Below are 15,277 nucleotides of genomic sequence, written 5' to 3' on the forward strand. Positions count from 1 at the left end.
GGGCGCAACCGCCTGCAACTGCCGGGCCGGCCAGGTGGGGACGGCCGTGGTCATCCGACCCGGGGCCGACGCCCGCTGCACCCTCACCACGGGGACGGCGTCGGCGCCCGGCGGCGACTCGGGCGGCAGTGGCTCCGACGGTCGGGACGCGACCGGCAGGGGCGGCATCGGCACGTCGAGGGGTTGCGGCTGCCCGATCCGGCTGGTGAGCAAGCCGTGGACCACGCCGCCCGGTGCGTCCGCACTGACGTTGTGCACCAGTTCCGCGCTGGACATCCGAGGATCCGCGAAGGTCGCCGGCGACCTCCGGGTGGTGCCCAGAACCCGCGACGGCTCGTCCAGGACCCGTTGGATGGGGGCGACGGTCTTCCAGTCCTCCGAGGGCGCATGCGCCGATGGCGCGGCCGACGTCTCCGTCGGCCGCGCCACCGGCCTCGGCCGACGAAAGCGGGGAAATAGGTTCATCGGATCACTGGCTTTCCTCGGAACGGCGCACGAGCGCGCTCGCTTCGCTCACGTACCGCCTGCGGTCGTGGTGCTCGAGATCCAACACGTCCTCCAGGCGCCAGTGGAAGTAATAGGCCAGGTACGCAATCTCCTCGTGGATACGAGAAGTTGCGTACGTCACGATTCCCCCAGGCGGCTCCCACCAAGCTCCACTTCGAACGGTTTAGCACAATGTGGACAAGCCACCGACGCCCGGGTGTGGCCCTCGGCATTGACCTGTCGATAGAAGTCCTGCAGGAAGGCCAGATCGGCCGCGAACATCTTCTCGACGATCTGGTCGTTCGCCGGCCCGATGTTGCCCAACTGGGTGATCACGCGCCCGAGCAGGACAACTGACAGATAGGCCGGGTTCTCCTTGACCCGGATGTCGCGCAACGGCAGAAGCTCGTCGCGCGCGGTGGCGAGCCGCATTGTGCCACGACGGTGCACGACGCCCGACTCGTCCACATATCCCCGGGGCAGTTCGAATTCGAACTCGGTACGCAGAGGCTCTCGTTGCACGGGTACATCGAGAGCCTCTGCGTCCGATGCCGCGGGCGAGGTCCCCTCCAGCGCCGTTGCAGAAGCGCTGCGGTAACGCGGGCCGCTGCGGCGCATGTCAGCCGTTCTGCTTGTTCATGGTTTCCCAGTTGATCTCGATGTCCTGGGTGAACGGCGACGCGCTGCCGGCCTCACCGCCCGTGGTCGTCACGCTGCTGACCCAGGCGTTGGTGAGGTTCCACCGCATCTTCTCCTGTCCCGTGTAGTCGTTCACCACGAGAGAGACGTTCTTGCGAGCCGTGCTCATGTCGCCGGTCATCGCCGCGTCGATCCAGGTGTCGAACTGGGTCGACTGGTCATCGAGACCGCGGGTCACGGTGACGGTGCCGCCTTCCGGGGCACCGGGCATCTTCTTGCGCAGCGGCTTGCCCTGCTGGTCCACCTGCTGGTACTCGACGACGCCCAGCGAGTACTTCATCTCCCCGATCTTGTTGATGGGGCTCTGAATACCGTCGATGTCGACGGTGAACTGATGCGCAACATACGCATCACCCGGCTGGAGACTCATCCATCGCTCCTTCTAGCTGATCAGACATGCGTGCAGTGAGGAATGTGTGACGGGGCGCCCTACTCCGTGAGCTCGGCGCCGCCCTCGGAGTACTGGGACAGCCGGAAGATCACGAACTCGGCCGGCTTCACCGGCGCGACCCCGATCTCGCATACCACCCGGCCCTGGTCGACCGACTCGGGCGGGTTGGTCTCCGCGTCGCACTTGACGTAGAACGCGTTCTGCGGCTGGTTCCCGAACAGAGCTCCGCTGCGCCATTCCTGGAGCAGGAACGCCGTGACGTTGCGCCGGATCCGGTTCCACAGCGAGCGGTCGTTCGGCTCGAAGACGACCCACTGGGTGCCGTCGAGGATCGACTCCTCGAGGTAGTTGAAGTAGCGGCGCACGTTCAGGTAGCGCCATGCGGGGTCGGAGGAGAGCGTGCGGGCGCCCCACACGCGGACACCGCGGCCCGGGAACGTCCGGATGCAGTTGATGCCGACCGGGTTGAGCATGCCCTGCTCGCCGCGGGTGATCTGCGTGCCCAGGTCGATGGCGCCGCGCACCACCTCGTTGGCCGGAGCCTTGTGGACGCCGCGCGCGGCGTCGGTGCGGGCCCACACGCCCGCCATGTGGCCGCTCGGCGGAACCAGGCGAGGCTGTCCGCTGGCCGGGTCGAAGACCCTGATCCAGGGGTAGTAGAGCGCGGAGTGCGCGGAGTCGTAGGCCGCCGTCTGCTGGCGCCAGTCCAGGATGTCCTTGGCCTTCATCGCCGGCGGCGGGTCGAGGATGGCCATCCGGTCACCCATCTGCTCGCAGTGCGAGATGAGCGCGAGCTGGACCGCCTTCAGGCCGTCCATGTCGAGCGCACCGCGCTCGTAGGCGGCCATCGCATCGGGAACGGCCACCATGGTGATCTCGTCGATCTCCTCGAGCCCACCCAGGCCGGTGCGGTCGTCCGTGTCGCCCATGAAGTCACCGGAGTTGAGCCGCCGCGGTGCGTCGGACCCCCTCGTCGAGACGGCCGCGGGCGGGGGGTTGAGGGTGACCGTCTGGTTGGCGGGACGGCTCACCTGCCCGCTCGGGGTCGCCTCTTCGACGCTGACCAGCTTCGAGTTCTGCCGCACCTGGTTGACGATGTAGTTCCGGGCGCCCTTGCGTGCCGAGACGTCGAAGGTCTCGAGGGTGTTGTCGCCCTCCTTGATGAGGAGCGTGAAGCGGTCCTCGGGGACGTTCTCGCCCTGGGAGTCGGTCACCTCGGCGGTGAGCGGGCCGGAGCCGTTGCCGCGGGGGAGCGGGGTGAGCCGGAACGGCCCGAGCGTGGCGGGTTCGGCCGCGGGCAGGGCGGCCGCCGGACGCGACGGCTCGTCGGCGTCGTCCCGGTCATCGGGGCCACTGCCGACCCGGACGACGTAGCAGATCGAGCCGCCGTTGTTGAGATATCCGTACACGGCGTGGGCGAGGTAGCTGCCCTCCGCGAACTCGCCGAACTGGGCGACGTATGACGACCAGTTCGGAATCAGCACCGGCGTGTTGAGCGGACCCGTGGGGGCGAAACCGACAAAGGCGGCAACCGCGGTGCCCACGCCTTGAATTGGACGCGAACCACTGGGAGCCTCCTCGACGTAGACGCCGGGCGACAGATAGGTAGGCATGCAGGGGTCTCCTCGTACCGGAGATGAAGTGGCGGCCAAGCTTTTCGCTGAATCATGTGGGCCACCCGCCCTCGCCAACAGGTCCGCCGGACCCCACCCGCGGGCATGCTGGTGCCCGCGCGACGGGCACCGGAACCTGCCCGTTCGGTCCGATGTGATGGACCGATTACTGCCCTTCCGACCACTGCTCCGGCTCGCGATGATCCGTAGTCTTGTTCGGTGAGTCTATGGACGTCTCTCGAGCCGACGTCGAGCACTGTCACTCCAGGAGCGGGCGCTGCCACCTTCACGTTGAAGGTGCGTAACAACGGGGACACGGTCGAGGAGTACCAACTCTCGGTTCTCGGTCCGTTGAGTCGTTTTTGTCAGTTCACTCCGGACAAACTGCGGCTTTTCCCCGGTGACGAGGGCACGGTGACCCTCACCGTCAAGGTGCCGCGCACCCCGGAGGTGCTGGCCGGCCCCACTCCGATCGGTGTCCGCGTGGTGCCCCGCGAGCACCCCGAACTGTCCGATGTGGCCGAGGGAACCGTCACCGTCACGTCCTTCGGGGACCTGCGTGCGGAGATGAACCCGGTCACGGTCCGTGGCCGCCTCTCCGCGTTGCTGCGCTTCAGCGTCAACAACCGGGGCAACGCTCCACTGGAGATCCGGCTGGTCGGCCGAGATGACGAGGACAGGTTGCTGTTCGACGGGAGGGAGCCCTCGACCCTGGTACCGGCCGGGGTCGTCGGGTCTCCGGTGCTCCGGGTGCGTCCTCGCCGGCGTCGGTTCACCGGGAAGCCGCAGCGTTACCCGTTCGCGGTCACCGTGATGCCGCCCGAGGACGCGACGTTGACGGGCGCGAAACCGACGCAGCTACGGGGCACGTACATCCAGATGGGACTGTTCCCCAAATGGTTGCTGGTGCTGCTCGGCCTGTTGCTCGTGGCTGCCCTGATCGCTGCGGGTCTGCTGTACCTCCCCTTCACCAACCTGCAGTCCCGCCTGTTCCCGTCGCTGGCCCTCCCCTCGTTCCAGGCGCCGAACGTGCAGGTGCCGCCGCTGACGGGCGGACTGCAGACCACCCAGCAGCAGGCGCCCCCCACCACTCAGCAGCAGCAACAACAGCAGCAGCAACAGCAACAGCAACAACGGCAGGGCTCGGGCAATTCGTCGGGCGGGACCACCAACGTCACGTTCACCCATTCCGACGTGACCCAGGCCGAGGTGGCGTTGTCGGCAGCGCCCGATCAGCGCGGCGGCACACCGCTGGTCGAGTCGGACCAGCTGAACCAGCAACAGCAGCGCCTGCAGACCTGGAGCCTCATCCGTCTCCAGGACGGTTCCATGGCCATCGTTCCGGCCGCGGGTCGCAACTTCGCGCTCGGCCAGCCCGTTCCGAGCAACAACTCGCAGCTCACCCTGCGGAACGTGGGCAATGGCCAACTGCAGAAGAACGAGGCCTGGTTCCTGAAGCCCGCGGGCAGCAATGACGTCGTCACCATCGTCAACTCCCAGACCGGCTCCTGCCTGACCGACATCGGTACGGGGCAGGTGGTGCAGGCGAGGGAGTGCGGCGAGAGCGAGTCCGTCTCGGGGCAGGAGTGGACGCTCACCGCGGCGTCCTGATCCAGGTCCGGAGGTTCGCGAACCGGCTCGGTGCGCTGATCATGGAAGGTGGTGTTCGAACCAGGCCACTGACCGCGCCTCGCGGATCACCAGACCACGCGACCCATCTTCTGGTACTCGCGCTGGGCGCCGATCAGGACGTCGTCGTCGGAGATGGGCTCACCACGGCCGGCGGCGAGGTAGGCGGCCGTGACCGCGGCGCTCCGGATTCCACCCCCGGACAGCTCGTACCTGGCGCCGAGCGCCGCCAGGTCGAGGTCCGGCAGGCAGGGCGCGTGGGTCAGGCACTGGCGCCACAGCTGGGTGCGCAACGCCGGGTCGGGGAAGGGGAAGTCGACGATGAGGTCCAGCCGGCGGGTGAACGCCTCGTCAATGTTGGCCCGCAGGTTCGTGGTGAGCAGCGCGATCCCGTCGAACGACTCCAGGCGCTGCAGGAGGAAGGCACTCTCCATGTTGGCGTAGCGGTCGTGGGAGTCCTTCACCTCCGAGCGCTTGCCGAAGATGGCGTCGGCCTCGTCGAACAGCAGGACCGAGTCGGTGCGGTCGGCCTCGGCGAAGATCCGTTCGAGGTTCTTCTCGGTCTCGCCGATGTACTTGTCGACCACCGACGACAGCTCCACCACGTAGAGCACTACGCCCAGCTCACCGGCCACCACCTCGGCGGACAGCGTCTTGCCGGTGCCCGAGTCGCCGGCGAAGAGGGCCACCACCCCGCGTCCGCGTCCGCCGCCGGGGCGCAGCCGCCATTCCCGGAGCACCCGTTCCCGCTGCCTGGCGCGCACGACCAGCTCGTGCAGCTGCTGCAACGGTTCGTCGGGCAACACGAGATCCGGCCAGCCGACCTCGGGTTGCACCTGGCGCGCGTGCTGGTTGAGCAGCGGCGCCGACTGCTGCCGGGCGCCGTGCTGGATGTGTACCCGGCTCAGCGGCGCGGAGTCGAGGGCGGCGAGCGCACGGGCGGACCGGACCGCCCGGCGCACCTGGTCCGGGCCGAGCCGGAACGGTGCCACGGCGGCGGCGAGGTCCGGGACGTCGGCCTCGCTCAGTTCCTCGGCCCAGAGCTGTGTCGAGGCCAGGCCGCCGGGAGGGAGGTCGAGCGACAGCACCGCGGTGGCCGACGGCGACCAGTGGGGGTCGAAGGGCCGGGGGTCAACGAGAACGACCGGGACGTCGACGTGCTCCAGCGCCCGCATCACGGCCGCCGGTTGCTCCGGCAGCGGGCTGATCACGAGAGCGGCCTCGCGGAGGCGGGCCTCTCTGACCAGTGCCGGGATCAGGTCGACGGCTGCCGCGGAATCCGTGGGGGACGGCAGGTCGAAGCGCAGCACGGTGCGACCGGCGTGCTGCAGGGCCGCCACGGCGACCGCGACACCGGTGCCGGGCCGGTGCTCGCGCAGGTGCACCACGACCGACGCGTCGGGGAGCAGCTTCGCCAACCGTGCCTCGAACGCGTTCGGCTCCGGCCCGGTGGCGGCCGGCAGCGGTGGCGCCTGCCGGACCGTGTCGAGGAGTTCGCTGTCGAGTACGTCGTCGCCGAGCAGGTAGGCGATGACCCGTTCGGGTACGCGCAGTGTCCGGCCGGGCAACGGCCGTTCCCGGTCGTCCTCCACGGTCATCAGGCCGCCGTGCAGCAGGGGCGCGGCCGGGTGCATCCGAGCGCGGGCCGATCGGTGGTGGGGGGCCAGCCCGATCAGCTCGAGAGCGACCGAGACCGTGACGCGGCGCCGTGAGACGTCGTCGTTGAGGTATCCGTAGAGGGGCTCGAACCGGCGGTCGACGTCTGGGGCGAGTGCGGCCAGCAGCAGGTGGACGTCCAGCGCAGGCAGCATGAACCTGTGCGCCAGCCCGGTCAGCCGGTCCTCCGGCGCCTCGGTGGGTTCCAGTGCCTCCGGGTACCCGTCGTCCTCGGCGTCCGCGGCGTCGCTGCCCGGCGAGGGCCGGTGGGCCCACTGGAGCGCGACCTCCGGTGGGAGGTAGAGGCCACGCAGCGGGTCGGCGGAGCTGGCGTCGCCGGCGGCGCGCTGCCGCACGATGTTCGCGGCCCGCACGTGCAGCAGGTCCAACCGGTGTAGCAACGGAACGGCCGGGTCGCGAACGGTCACGGCAGGCGGTTGCGGTAGTCGCGGGTGGCGGAGTCGACGATCTCGCCCCGGCGATCCCGGACCGTGATCGTCTCTTCGAGGACGGGCGGTCCGACCGGGTACTCGGCAGAGGCCACGAACGGCGCGAGGACGACCATGTCGAGCGACGGCTTCAGCTCGCCGCCGAGGGCGGACCAGAGGTCGGCGATCGAGCGCGACTCGGACGGCGGTACCGCAACCGACATCGGAATCGACACGTTGAGCTCCGCCAGTGTTCCGGTCAGGGTGTCCCGCGGGATCGCCTCGTGCTGCAGCAGCAGGATGAGCAGGGCCGACAGCAGGCGATGCTCGTCCTCCGGCCGGGTGGTCCACGCCGTGACGAGGTAGGAGAGCCGGAACCAGCGTGGCGGTTGCCGCCGGGCGATGATCTTGCCGTCCTTGTCCCGGACGGCGACCGCGCCCCGTTCGCGCCAGGCGACCTCTTCGCGGATGTCGTACAGGTAGACGTTGACGGTGGGGGAGTTGCGCCGGGCCGCCCAGTTGCGGGTGGGCGCGTCGAACTGGATGTCGGTGATCACGCCCGGGAGGGCACGCGTTCCGATCAGCGAGCGCAACGCCTCGTCGACCTCGTGGATCACCGGTGTTCTCCTGGGCCATGAGGGGACGTGCGTGCTCGTCTCCGAGCGTGGGGCATCAGATGTAGCCCTCGCGGAGGGCGTACGCCACGGCGTGGGCCCGGTTGCGCAGTTGCAGCCGGGACATCACGCCGTGGAGCACGTTCTTGATCGTGCGTTCCGAGTAGGCGAGCTTGTCGGCGATCTGCTGGGTGTCGAGGCCCTCGGCGACCAGCTTGAGCACGTCGACCTCACGGGGGGCGAGCCCCACGGCCGGCACGGCCATCGACGGCTGGTCCGATGCGGCCCGCTGGGCGCGGCTCACGTGGGCGATCAGCTGCCCGAGCAGGTCGGGCGGGAGTTTGCTGTCCCCCTGCGCCGCCGAACGGATCGCTCCGATCAGCCGGCTCTGGGTGGCCTCGGCGCGCCACAGAATGGTGCGGACCCCGAACTCCAGCACCGCCATCAGCTCCGGTTCGCGGAGTTGGTCGGTGACCAGGACGACGCGCCGCCCCGGCTCCCGGACCAGCCTCCGCAGTTCGACGGCGGTGCTCTCGTCGACCCGTTGGGTCAGTACAACGGCAACCGAGTCACCGGCGGGTGGCGTCGACGGTTCGACCACCTCGAGTGCCGGCTGATGCCGAAGATGACTGAGGGCACCGGCCAGTGCCAACGGGTCATCCGAATGCACGGTTACCGTCACGGTCACGGCCATGTCGTTTCCCTGGGCGCCGGTGCTGTTACTTGACGGACTTGCCGCCACCGGCCTTGGAACCGTCCGGTGCTATCGCGAACCAGGTTCCGCCGACTCCCTGTCCGGTGACCTGACCAGGAACGACATCGTTGATGTACCGATAGACCGGCCATCCGCCTACGGTCACCTGCTGCGTTCCGTCCGGGCGCGTGACGGCGCCCAGTGCGGATGGGTCCAGGTTCTGGATCTGGATCTTGTTGTTCGTGAGTACCGGGGGCCATTTGGCCAGGCAGGATCCCGTGCAATTCGACGCCGACGGGTGGGCGGTGTCCTTGTCGAATCGGTACAGCGTGAATCCCTGACCGTCGAGCACTACTTTGCCCAGGCTGTTGTTCTGCCCCAGCTGGAGCGACGCCGGCCAGTAACCGCCCTCGGAGCTGCGCTGTCCGAGCGAGGCCGCGGCCTGCGAGCCCCCGCCGGAGTTGTCGCCGGAGGACGACGTGCCCTGGCCCTGGTCGGACTGTGCCTGGGGTGCCTGGGCCGGTGCCGGCGCCACCGCCGCCGGTGCCGGGGCCTGGGCGGCCGAGCATGCTGTCAAGGCAACGGCACTGAGCGTGAGCAGACCTAGTTTGATGCGCATGCGGGTGTTCAGTGGCTTGCCTTTCGGACGCTGATGGCGAGAACAGGCCGCTGTGGTGGTCCCGGCGATTAGCCGGGAGCAGGCAGCGCGTTGCCGACACAAGAGGTTACCGCGGACGGTACTCGCAGTTGTGCCACACGAAGCCCCTGATTGTGGAACGTCCCGCCGAGGGCATGACTCGGCCAGGATAGCCCGCCACTTCTCTCCGTTGTCAACCCCCTCCATTCTCCGAAGGCCACTGTTTCGGCCTCCTCGTTCTTACGTGGAAGCGAGTAGTGGGCGATATAGACATTCCACGCAGTGGGGGGTCGCCGAGTGGGATTCGGACCTATGCTCGCGGAGCTTGCAACACGGTGTTCGGCGAGTTGTCGGTTAACCGATGGAGATACGTGGCGGCGTAGCCCAGTTCTGTGACGATTAGCACATCGGGCGGATATGACGTAGTAGGCCGGGGTGATATCGCGTTCGTTTCGTGGTCAATCGGCGGCGCCGGTCGCGCTAGCTGCCGAGGGCGCGCAGGGCGTCGTGAGCGACGGTGGCCCAGCGCGGGGAACCGGCCTTGCCCGCGATCGCCCCGGCCTGCCGGAAGTGGCCCCGGGCCTGGTGCGGTCGCCCGAGCGCGGCGGAGAGGTTGCCCAGGTGGTGAGCTGCGGGGCCGAGAGTGAGCAGGCCGCTGCCGGCTCCGGCGAGCTCTCCGGCTGCGGGAAGCAGCCGGGCGTAGAGGCGTTCCATCGCCGGACGGTCCCCCGTCCGGATCGCCGTCATGGCGTGCAGGCAGGTGCGGGCCTCGAAGAGCAGGTCGCGGGGGGAGTCCGGGACGGCGCGTGCAGCGGTGAGTGCCTGGTCGCCGTGCCCGTGCGCGAACAGCACCAGCGGACGGGCCCACCGCTCGTACGCGCCCCAGCGGGCGTCGTCCACGCCGGTCGGCATGTCGGGGGCGGTCAGGCTGAGCAGGGCGAGCGGGAGGATCCCGTCCTCCAGGCCGGACATCCCGGTGCCCGTGAGCCGCCGGGCGGCTGCCCGGTAGGCCGTTGCCGTGCCGTCCGGTGGCCCGGTCACCGCGAGCCGGAGGGCGGCGTACCAGTCGGTGAAGACACCGACGAGCGGCAGTTCGTAGCGGTCGGCGAGCTCGTCGGCCGCGGCGGCGTGCTGGTCGGCGGCGACGAGATCGGCGAGGGCGGCGCGGGCCTGGACGAGGATCAGGTGCCCGAGCACCTCGAAGGTCACCAGCCCGCGGTGCCGGGCTGCCAGATCGAGGAGCTCCTCGCCGATCCGGGCCCGTTCCGGAGCGAGGCCTGCGCGGTGGAAGGTCTGCAGGAAGCGGCCGTTGAGCGCGAAGGCCAGCAGGGTGGGGTCGCCGAGACGCCGCGCGATCGTCTCGGCCTCCCGGGCCGCCTCGTCCCCGCGCCGTCCGGCATCGGCGCGCCGCTCCATCGCGATGGTGACCAGCAGGCGTCCGCGTTCGCTCTCGCGGTCGGCCGGCATCGCGCCCAGCGCGCGTTCGGCGGCCGCGGCGAGGCGGACCGACAGGGCTTCGTCGTCGTTGGCCGTCCAGATCGCCGGCACGTCGAACGAGCCGAGCACGCGAGCGGTCAGCAACGGATCGCCGAGCGCCTCGGCCGCCGTGACCGCCGTGGCGCGGTGACTCCGGGCCTGCTGCAGCTCGCCGGTCACCGCCAGCGCCCGGACCAGGCCCATCACCGCCTCCAGCCGCTCCCGGCCGTCGCTCTCCGCGGCGCCGTCGCCGGTCCGGTCCAGGGCCACGACCGTCTGCCGCCACAGGCGGGCCGCCTCGTGGGGGGCGACGCGGCGCTCCGCCCGTTCGGCCGCGGCGCGTGCCCAGCGCGCGGTGCGAGCGGCGGTGGCCCGGCTTCCCGCCCGCAGGACGTGGTGGGCGATCGCCTCCACGTCACCGGGCCGGATCCTCTCGATGATCTCGGCGGCCGCGGCGTGCCGGCGGGCTCGGCGGGCGCGCGTGATGTCGTGGTAGAGCGTCTCCTGCACGAGTGCGTGGGTGAACCGCACGCGGTCGGCGTCCTGCTCGACGAGGAAGCCCGCGAGCACGGCGGCCTCGACGGAGGCCAGCACCTGTTCCTCGTCCCCCGCGAGCGGGACCAGCACGTCGAGGTCGACCTCCGGGCCGATGACCGCGGCCAGGTGGAGATGCGTCCGCGCCGGCTCGGCGAGCCGGGCCAGGCGATGCCGGATGACGTCACGGACGCCGGCCGGTACGGCGTGCAGGCCGGCGTCACCCTCGGCCTCCCAGAGCCGGACGAGCTCCCGCACGAAGAACGGGTTGCCCCCGCTGCGCGCGTGGATGGCGCGGGCGTCCCCCGGGGCCGTCCCGCGGTCGGTGAGAGCCTCGACCATCTCCCGTACCTGCGGCTCCGTCAGACCACCCAGGTAGATCCGCGCCGGTTCGGTACGGGCGGCGCGGCCCAGCGCTTCGGCCAGCCCTGCGGAGATCTCGGTCGATCGGTACGTGCCGACGACCAGCACGGGCCCGGCATCGGGATCGGCCGCCAGCGCGGTCAGCAGGGCCAGGGTCTCCTCGTCCGCCCAGTGCAGGTCGTCGAAGACCAGCAGGACCGGGCCCCGCTCGGAGATCCCGGCCAGGAAGGAGCCGATCGCCCGGTGGCGGAGGAACCGCGCCGCCACGGGATCGCCGCCGGCCGCGCCGGCGGGATCGGGCGGGGTGGGCCCGGCCGCGGTGAGGCTCTCGCGCATCCGGGCCCACGGCCAGGCCGCCGGCGCGCCCCGCTGCTCGGGGCTGGCCCCCCACGCCGTGGTCCAGCCGGTGGCCGCGAGGCGCTCGGTCAGCGTCGTGGCGAGCGCGGTCTTGCCCGCGCCGGCTGCTCCCGACAGCAGCACGAGCCGTGGCCGCCCCGCCGTCACCGCGGCCTGCGCGGCGTCCTGCAGCTCGGCCAGCTCCCCGGCCCGGCCGACGAACGGATGCCCCACCGGCCGGGGCCGGGCGACCGGGGCGGGCGCCGGGCTCTGCCGGCGGGGAGCAGGCGGCGCGGCGAGCTGCGGGGCCTGGACGAGGATGTCCGCCTCCAGCTGCCGCAGGCCCGGCCCGGGGTCCACGCCGAGCTCGGCGCGCAGCACCGTGCGGCCCCGGCGGAGCGTGGCCAGCGCGTCGCCCTGGCGTCCCGTCCGGTACAGCGCCAGAGCCAGCAGCCGCCTGCCGTCCTCGCGGAGTGGATGAGCCGCGACGTGGGCCTCCAGATCGGGCACCGACTCGGCGGCCCGGCCGGCAGCCAACCCGGCCTCGGCCCGGCGTTCCACGGCCAGCAGGCGCAGCTCGTCCAGCCGCACTGCCTCCCCGCGGGCCCAGCCCTGCTCGGCGAACTCCGCGTACGCCGGTCCCCGCCAGAGCCCCAGCCCCTCGTCGAGCAGGCGGCGGGCGTCCTCCGCTCTCCCGTCGGCCAGCAGTCGGCCGGCCGCGCCGACCGCGGCCTCGAAGCGCCAGGCGTCCACCGCCTCCGGGCCGGCGCGCAGCGCGTACCCGGGCGGTGCGGTGACGAGCAGCCGGGCCGGGGTCCGGGGCGGGCGATCCGGTTCGAGCGCCTTCCGCAGGGCGCCGACGAAGGTCTGGACGGCGCCGAGCGCGCCGTCGGATGGCTCGTCCCACAGATCGTCGATCAGCCGGGTGACCGGCACGGCCCGGCCTCCCGCGACCAGCAGCCGCGCGAGGACGGCCCGGTGCCGGAGGCCCTTCAGGTCGATCGGGCCGTGCTCGTTCGCGGCCTCCACCGGGCCGAGCACACCGAAACCCACCATCGGCACCCAACCTATCGGCCCGCGCCGACCGGCCGGACGAGCTGAGCCGCTGCTGACTGCGCGCTGACCGGCGGACCGCAGGGTGGGCCCGTACGACCGACCACACCGGACGAGGAGTCCCATGACACCGGAGATCACCGGATTCAGCAGGCAGCGCGTCACCGTCGCCGAGGGCGTGCAGCTCACCGCGGCGGTGGGCGGCTCGGGCAGCCCCGTCGTCCTGCTGCACGGGTTTCCCCAGACCCACCTGATGTGGCGCCACGTCGCCGCCGATCTGGCCGCCGACCACACGGTGATCTGCCCCGACCTGCGCGGCTACGGCGACAGCGACAAGCCGGCCGACACCGACGGGCAGACCTACGCCAAGCGCACCATGGCCGCCGACATCGTCGCGCTCGCCCGCGCTCTCGGGCACGAGCGCTTCGCGCTGGCCGGGCACGACCGGGGTGCGCTGGTCGCGATCCGCGCCGGGCTCGACCACCCCGCCGCGATCACCCACCTGGCCTCGCTGGACGTCCTGCCGACCCTCGACACGTGGGACGTCATGCACGGCACGTCCGCCGCCGTCGGCTTCCACCTGTTCCTGATGGCCCAGCCGCCCGGCCTGCCCGAGCTCATGATCAGCGGCGCGGCGGACGCGTTCTTCGGCCACTTCCTCGACGTCTGGGCCGTCGACCCGGACGCGATCCCCGTCGACGTCCGGGCCGCCTATCTGGACGCGTCCCGCCGGGCGATCCCCTCGATCGTCGCCGACTACCGGGCCTCGGCCACGGTCGACGTCGACCACGACGAGGCCGACCGGCAGGCCGGCCACCAGCTGCGGATGCCGGTGACCGTGCTGCAGCAGGACTGGGGCGCCGCCCTCGGCTTCGACGCCGCCGCCCGGTGGCGGGCCTGGGCGCCCGACCTGGACCACCGCACCGTGTCCTGCGGGCACTTCATGGCCGAGGAAGCCCCTGCCGAGGTGATCAAGGCCCTGCGCGACCTGCTCGCCAGGTAGGCGGTCACCAGGCGACGGGGAGCTCCTCGAGCCCGTGGATGGCCTTGTGCCAGGCGAAGGCGACGCGGTCGTCCGGCACGGCCAGGTGCAGGTGGGGGAAGCGGCGCAGCAGCGCGGGGAAGGCGATCCGCATCTCCAGGCGGGCCAGCGGTGCACCGAGGCAGTGGTGGATGCCGTGACCGAAGCCGACGTGGCTCGTGGCCTTGCGGGTGATGTCGAAGCGGTCGGGGTCGTCGAGGAGCGCGGGGTCGCGGTTGGCGGTGGGGAGGTTGAACAGCACCAGATCGCCGCGACGGATGGTGGTGCCGTCGATGTCGACGTCCCGGGTGGCCAGCCGGGGGGACCCGCTGTTGACGATGGACAGCCAGCGCATCAGCTCCTCGACGGCACCCGGGACGCTGTCGGGATCGTCGCGGACCATGGCGAGCTGGTCGGGGTGGCGCAGCAGCGCGAGAGTGCCCAGACCGAGCATGTTCGAGGTCGTCTCGTGGCCGGCGACGAGCAGCAGGTTGCCGATGCCGACGAGCTCGGCGTTGCTCAGATCCTGGTCGTGCTCGCGGATGAGCATGCCGAGCAGGTCCTCGCCGGGTTCGCGGCGGGCGCGCGCGACGAGCCCCTGCATGTAGGCCAGCGACTCGCGGGCGAGCTCGAACTTCTCCGGCTCGGACAGGGTGGTGTCGAGCTGGCGGTCGGTGCGCTGCTGGAACTCCTGCTGGTCGGCGGCGGGGACTCCGAGGAGCTCGCAGATGACCAGCGAGGGGATGGGCAGGGCGTAGTTCGCCACGAGGTCGGCGGGCGCTCCGTGCCGCTCGAGGGCGTCGAGGTGGGCGTCGACGATCTCGACGATGCGTGGCTCCAGGCGCCGCATGCGCCGCACGGTGAACTCCGGGGTGAGCATGCGGCGCAGGCGGGTGTGATCGGGTGGGTCGAGGGAGAGCAGGTTGCCTGCCCGGTCGCCGGAGAGCTGGCGGGGGTCCCGGTCAGGGGCGGCCTGACCCTCATCGGCCGTGAGGTCGGCGGGTGTCCAGCCGTTGACGAAGGCCTCGGCGTCGCCGAGCATCCGGCGGACGTGGTCGTAGCAGGTGAGCATCCAGGCCGAGGGGCCGAACGGTGTCGGCACGCGCACGATCCCGGCGCTCTCGCGCAGGGCGACCAGCTCGGGGACGGGCCCGAACCCGGAGCGGCGCATCGCGGTCGGTGCCCTCCCTCCCCGGTCGGTCCGGTCATCGGCCAGAGACGCTGCGTCGGTCACGGGATTCCTCTCTCGGCGTGCCCTCTCCGTGGGGAGAGATCCGCCGGGTAGCTGCTCAGGTGGTGGCTTCGGCGGTCTCGAGACGCCGGGACCTCCCGGCGAGCGGGGCAGGGAATGCCTCGCCGGGCAGGTCGAGGTCGATGTCGTGGGGGAGCAGGCCCCCGGCCTGCAGGTACTCGGCTCGGGAGGTCCCGGCCCCCTGCACGACGAGGAGGTAGACGTGACCGTCCCCGGCACGGGTGATCCGGTAGCGGCCATCCGCGTCGGTGCGGGCGTGTCCGAGCTGACGGCCCGTCGTGTCGACGACGGTGAGCACGGCGTCGTGCACCGGCTGCCCGCCGTGGCGGACCACTCCCTGCAGGAGCGGGACGACAGTGCGCTCCTCCTGGTCCTCCGTGGGCAGGGGGAGGGGG

General features: G+C 71.3%; 13 protein-coding genes and 1 pseudogene. 2 read left to right on the top strand and 12 right to left on the bottom strand.

The window, feature by feature from the left end; genetic code table 11:
* From HF577_RS31820 to HF577_RS31835, 5 genes are all read right to left on the bottom strand, one after another.
* Nucleotides 1-276, bottom strand: a 276-nt coding sequence (locus HF577_RS31820; protein WP_407692260.1) for a hypothetical protein, incomplete at its 3' end; no start/stop codon positions are given.
* A 193-nt stretch (nucleotides 277-469) separates the two neighbouring features.
* Nucleotides 470-628, bottom strand: coding sequence for a DUF6760 family protein (locus HF577_RS39950; protein WP_312859511.1), 159 nt, complete (start codon nucleotides 626-628; stop codon nucleotides 470-472).
* Nucleotides 625-1,104, bottom strand: coding sequence for a hypothetical protein (locus HF577_RS31825; RefSeq protein WP_169399697.1), 480 nt, complete (start codon nucleotides 1,102-1,104; stop codon nucleotides 625-627). The genes HF577_RS39950 and HF577_RS31825 overlap by 4 nt, the downstream gene beginning before the upstream one ends.
* A gap of 1 nt (nucleotide 1,105) precedes the next feature.
* Nucleotides 1,106-1,555 (bottom strand): phage tail protein, encoded by a 450-nt coding sequence (locus tag HF577_RS31830; RefSeq protein ID WP_169399698.1) that lies wholly within the window; start codon nucleotides 1,553-1,555, stop codon nucleotides 1,106-1,108.
* Nucleotides 1,556-1,614: 59 nt separating this feature from the next.
* The gene (locus tag HF577_RS31835) at nucleotides 1,615-3,189 is read right to left on the bottom strand and encodes a phage tail sheath family protein (protein WP_169399699.1); all 1,575 of its coding nucleotides are present in this window, start codon (nucleotides 3,187-3,189) and stop codon (nucleotides 1,615-1,617) included.
* A 414-nt stretch (nucleotides 3,190-3,603) separates the two neighbouring features.
* Between HF577_RS31835 and HF577_RS31840 the strand changes: the two genes are divergently transcribed.
* Nucleotides 3,604-4,800: an RICIN domain-containing protein gene (locus HF577_RS31840; RefSeq protein WP_169399700.1), complete on the top strand. Its 1,197-nt coding sequence runs from the start codon at nucleotides 3,604-3,606 to the stop codon at nucleotides 4,798-4,800.
* Nucleotides 4,801-4,886: 86 nt separating this feature from the next.
* Here HF577_RS31840 and HF577_RS39955 read toward each other — a convergent pair whose 3' ends face one another.
* The 5 genes from HF577_RS39955 to HF577_RS31865 all read right to left on the bottom strand — a co-directional run bounded on the left by HF577_RS39955 (nucleotide 4,887) and on the right by HF577_RS31865 (nucleotide 12,612).
* The gene (locus tag HF577_RS39955; protein WP_169399701.1) at nucleotides 4,887-6,902 is read right to left on the bottom strand and encodes an ATP-binding protein; all 2,016 of its coding nucleotides are present in this window, start codon (nucleotides 6,900-6,902) and stop codon (nucleotides 4,887-4,889) included.
* Nucleotides 6,899-7,519, bottom strand: a complete 621-nt coding sequence (locus tag HF577_RS31850; RefSeq protein WP_169399702.1) for a DUF4255 domain-containing protein — start codon at nucleotides 7,517-7,519, stop codon at nucleotides 6,899-6,901. Before HF577_RS31850 ends, HF577_RS39955 begins: the two co-directional genes overlap by 4 nt.
* A gap of 55 nt (nucleotides 7,520-7,574) precedes the next feature.
* Nucleotides 7,575-8,204, bottom strand: a complete 630-nt coding sequence (locus tag HF577_RS39960) for a helix-turn-helix transcriptional regulator (RefSeq protein WP_211175152.1) — start codon at nucleotides 8,202-8,204, stop codon at nucleotides 7,575-7,577.
* 31 nt (nucleotides 8,205-8,235) lie between these two features.
* Nucleotides 8,236-8,829 carry a hypothetical protein gene (locus tag HF577_RS31860; protein WP_169399704.1) on the bottom strand — a complete coding sequence of 198 codons (594 nt, stop codon included), beginning with the start codon at nucleotides 8,827-8,829 and terminating at the stop codon, nucleotides 8,236-8,238.
* 498 nt (nucleotides 8,830-9,327) lie between these two features.
* Nucleotides 9,328-12,612 (bottom strand): AfsR/SARP family transcriptional regulator, encoded by a 3,285-nt coding sequence (locus HF577_RS31865; RefSeq protein ID WP_169399705.1) that lies wholly within the window; start codon nucleotides 12,610-12,612, stop codon nucleotides 9,328-9,330.
* Between the two features lie 121 nt (nucleotides 12,613-12,733).
* On the opposite strand from HF577_RS31865, the gene HF577_RS31870 reads away from it, so the two are divergent.
* Nucleotides 12,734-13,612, top strand: a complete 879-nt coding sequence (locus tag HF577_RS31870; protein ID WP_169399706.1) for an alpha/beta fold hydrolase — start codon at nucleotides 12,734-12,736, stop codon at nucleotides 13,610-13,612.
* A 4-nt stretch (nucleotides 13,613-13,616) separates the two neighbouring features.
* Here HF577_RS31870 and HF577_RS31875 read toward each other — a convergent pair whose 3' ends face one another.
* Nucleotides 13,617-14,864 carry a cytochrome P450 gene (locus HF577_RS31875; RefSeq protein WP_312859512.1) on the bottom strand — a complete coding sequence of 416 codons (1,248 nt, stop codon included), beginning with the start codon at nucleotides 14,862-14,864 and terminating at the stop codon, nucleotides 13,617-13,619.
* Between the two features lie 55 nt (nucleotides 14,865-14,919).
* A pseudogene (locus tag HF577_RS31880) lies at nucleotides 14,920-15,277 on the bottom strand (hypothetical protein); the annotation flags it as partial.

Source organism: Pseudonocardia xinjiangensis (genome assembly GCF_012911925.1).
Classification (GTDB): Bacteria; Actinomycetota; Actinomycetes; order Mycobacteriales; family Pseudonocardiaceae; genus Pseudonocardia; species Pseudonocardia xinjiangensis.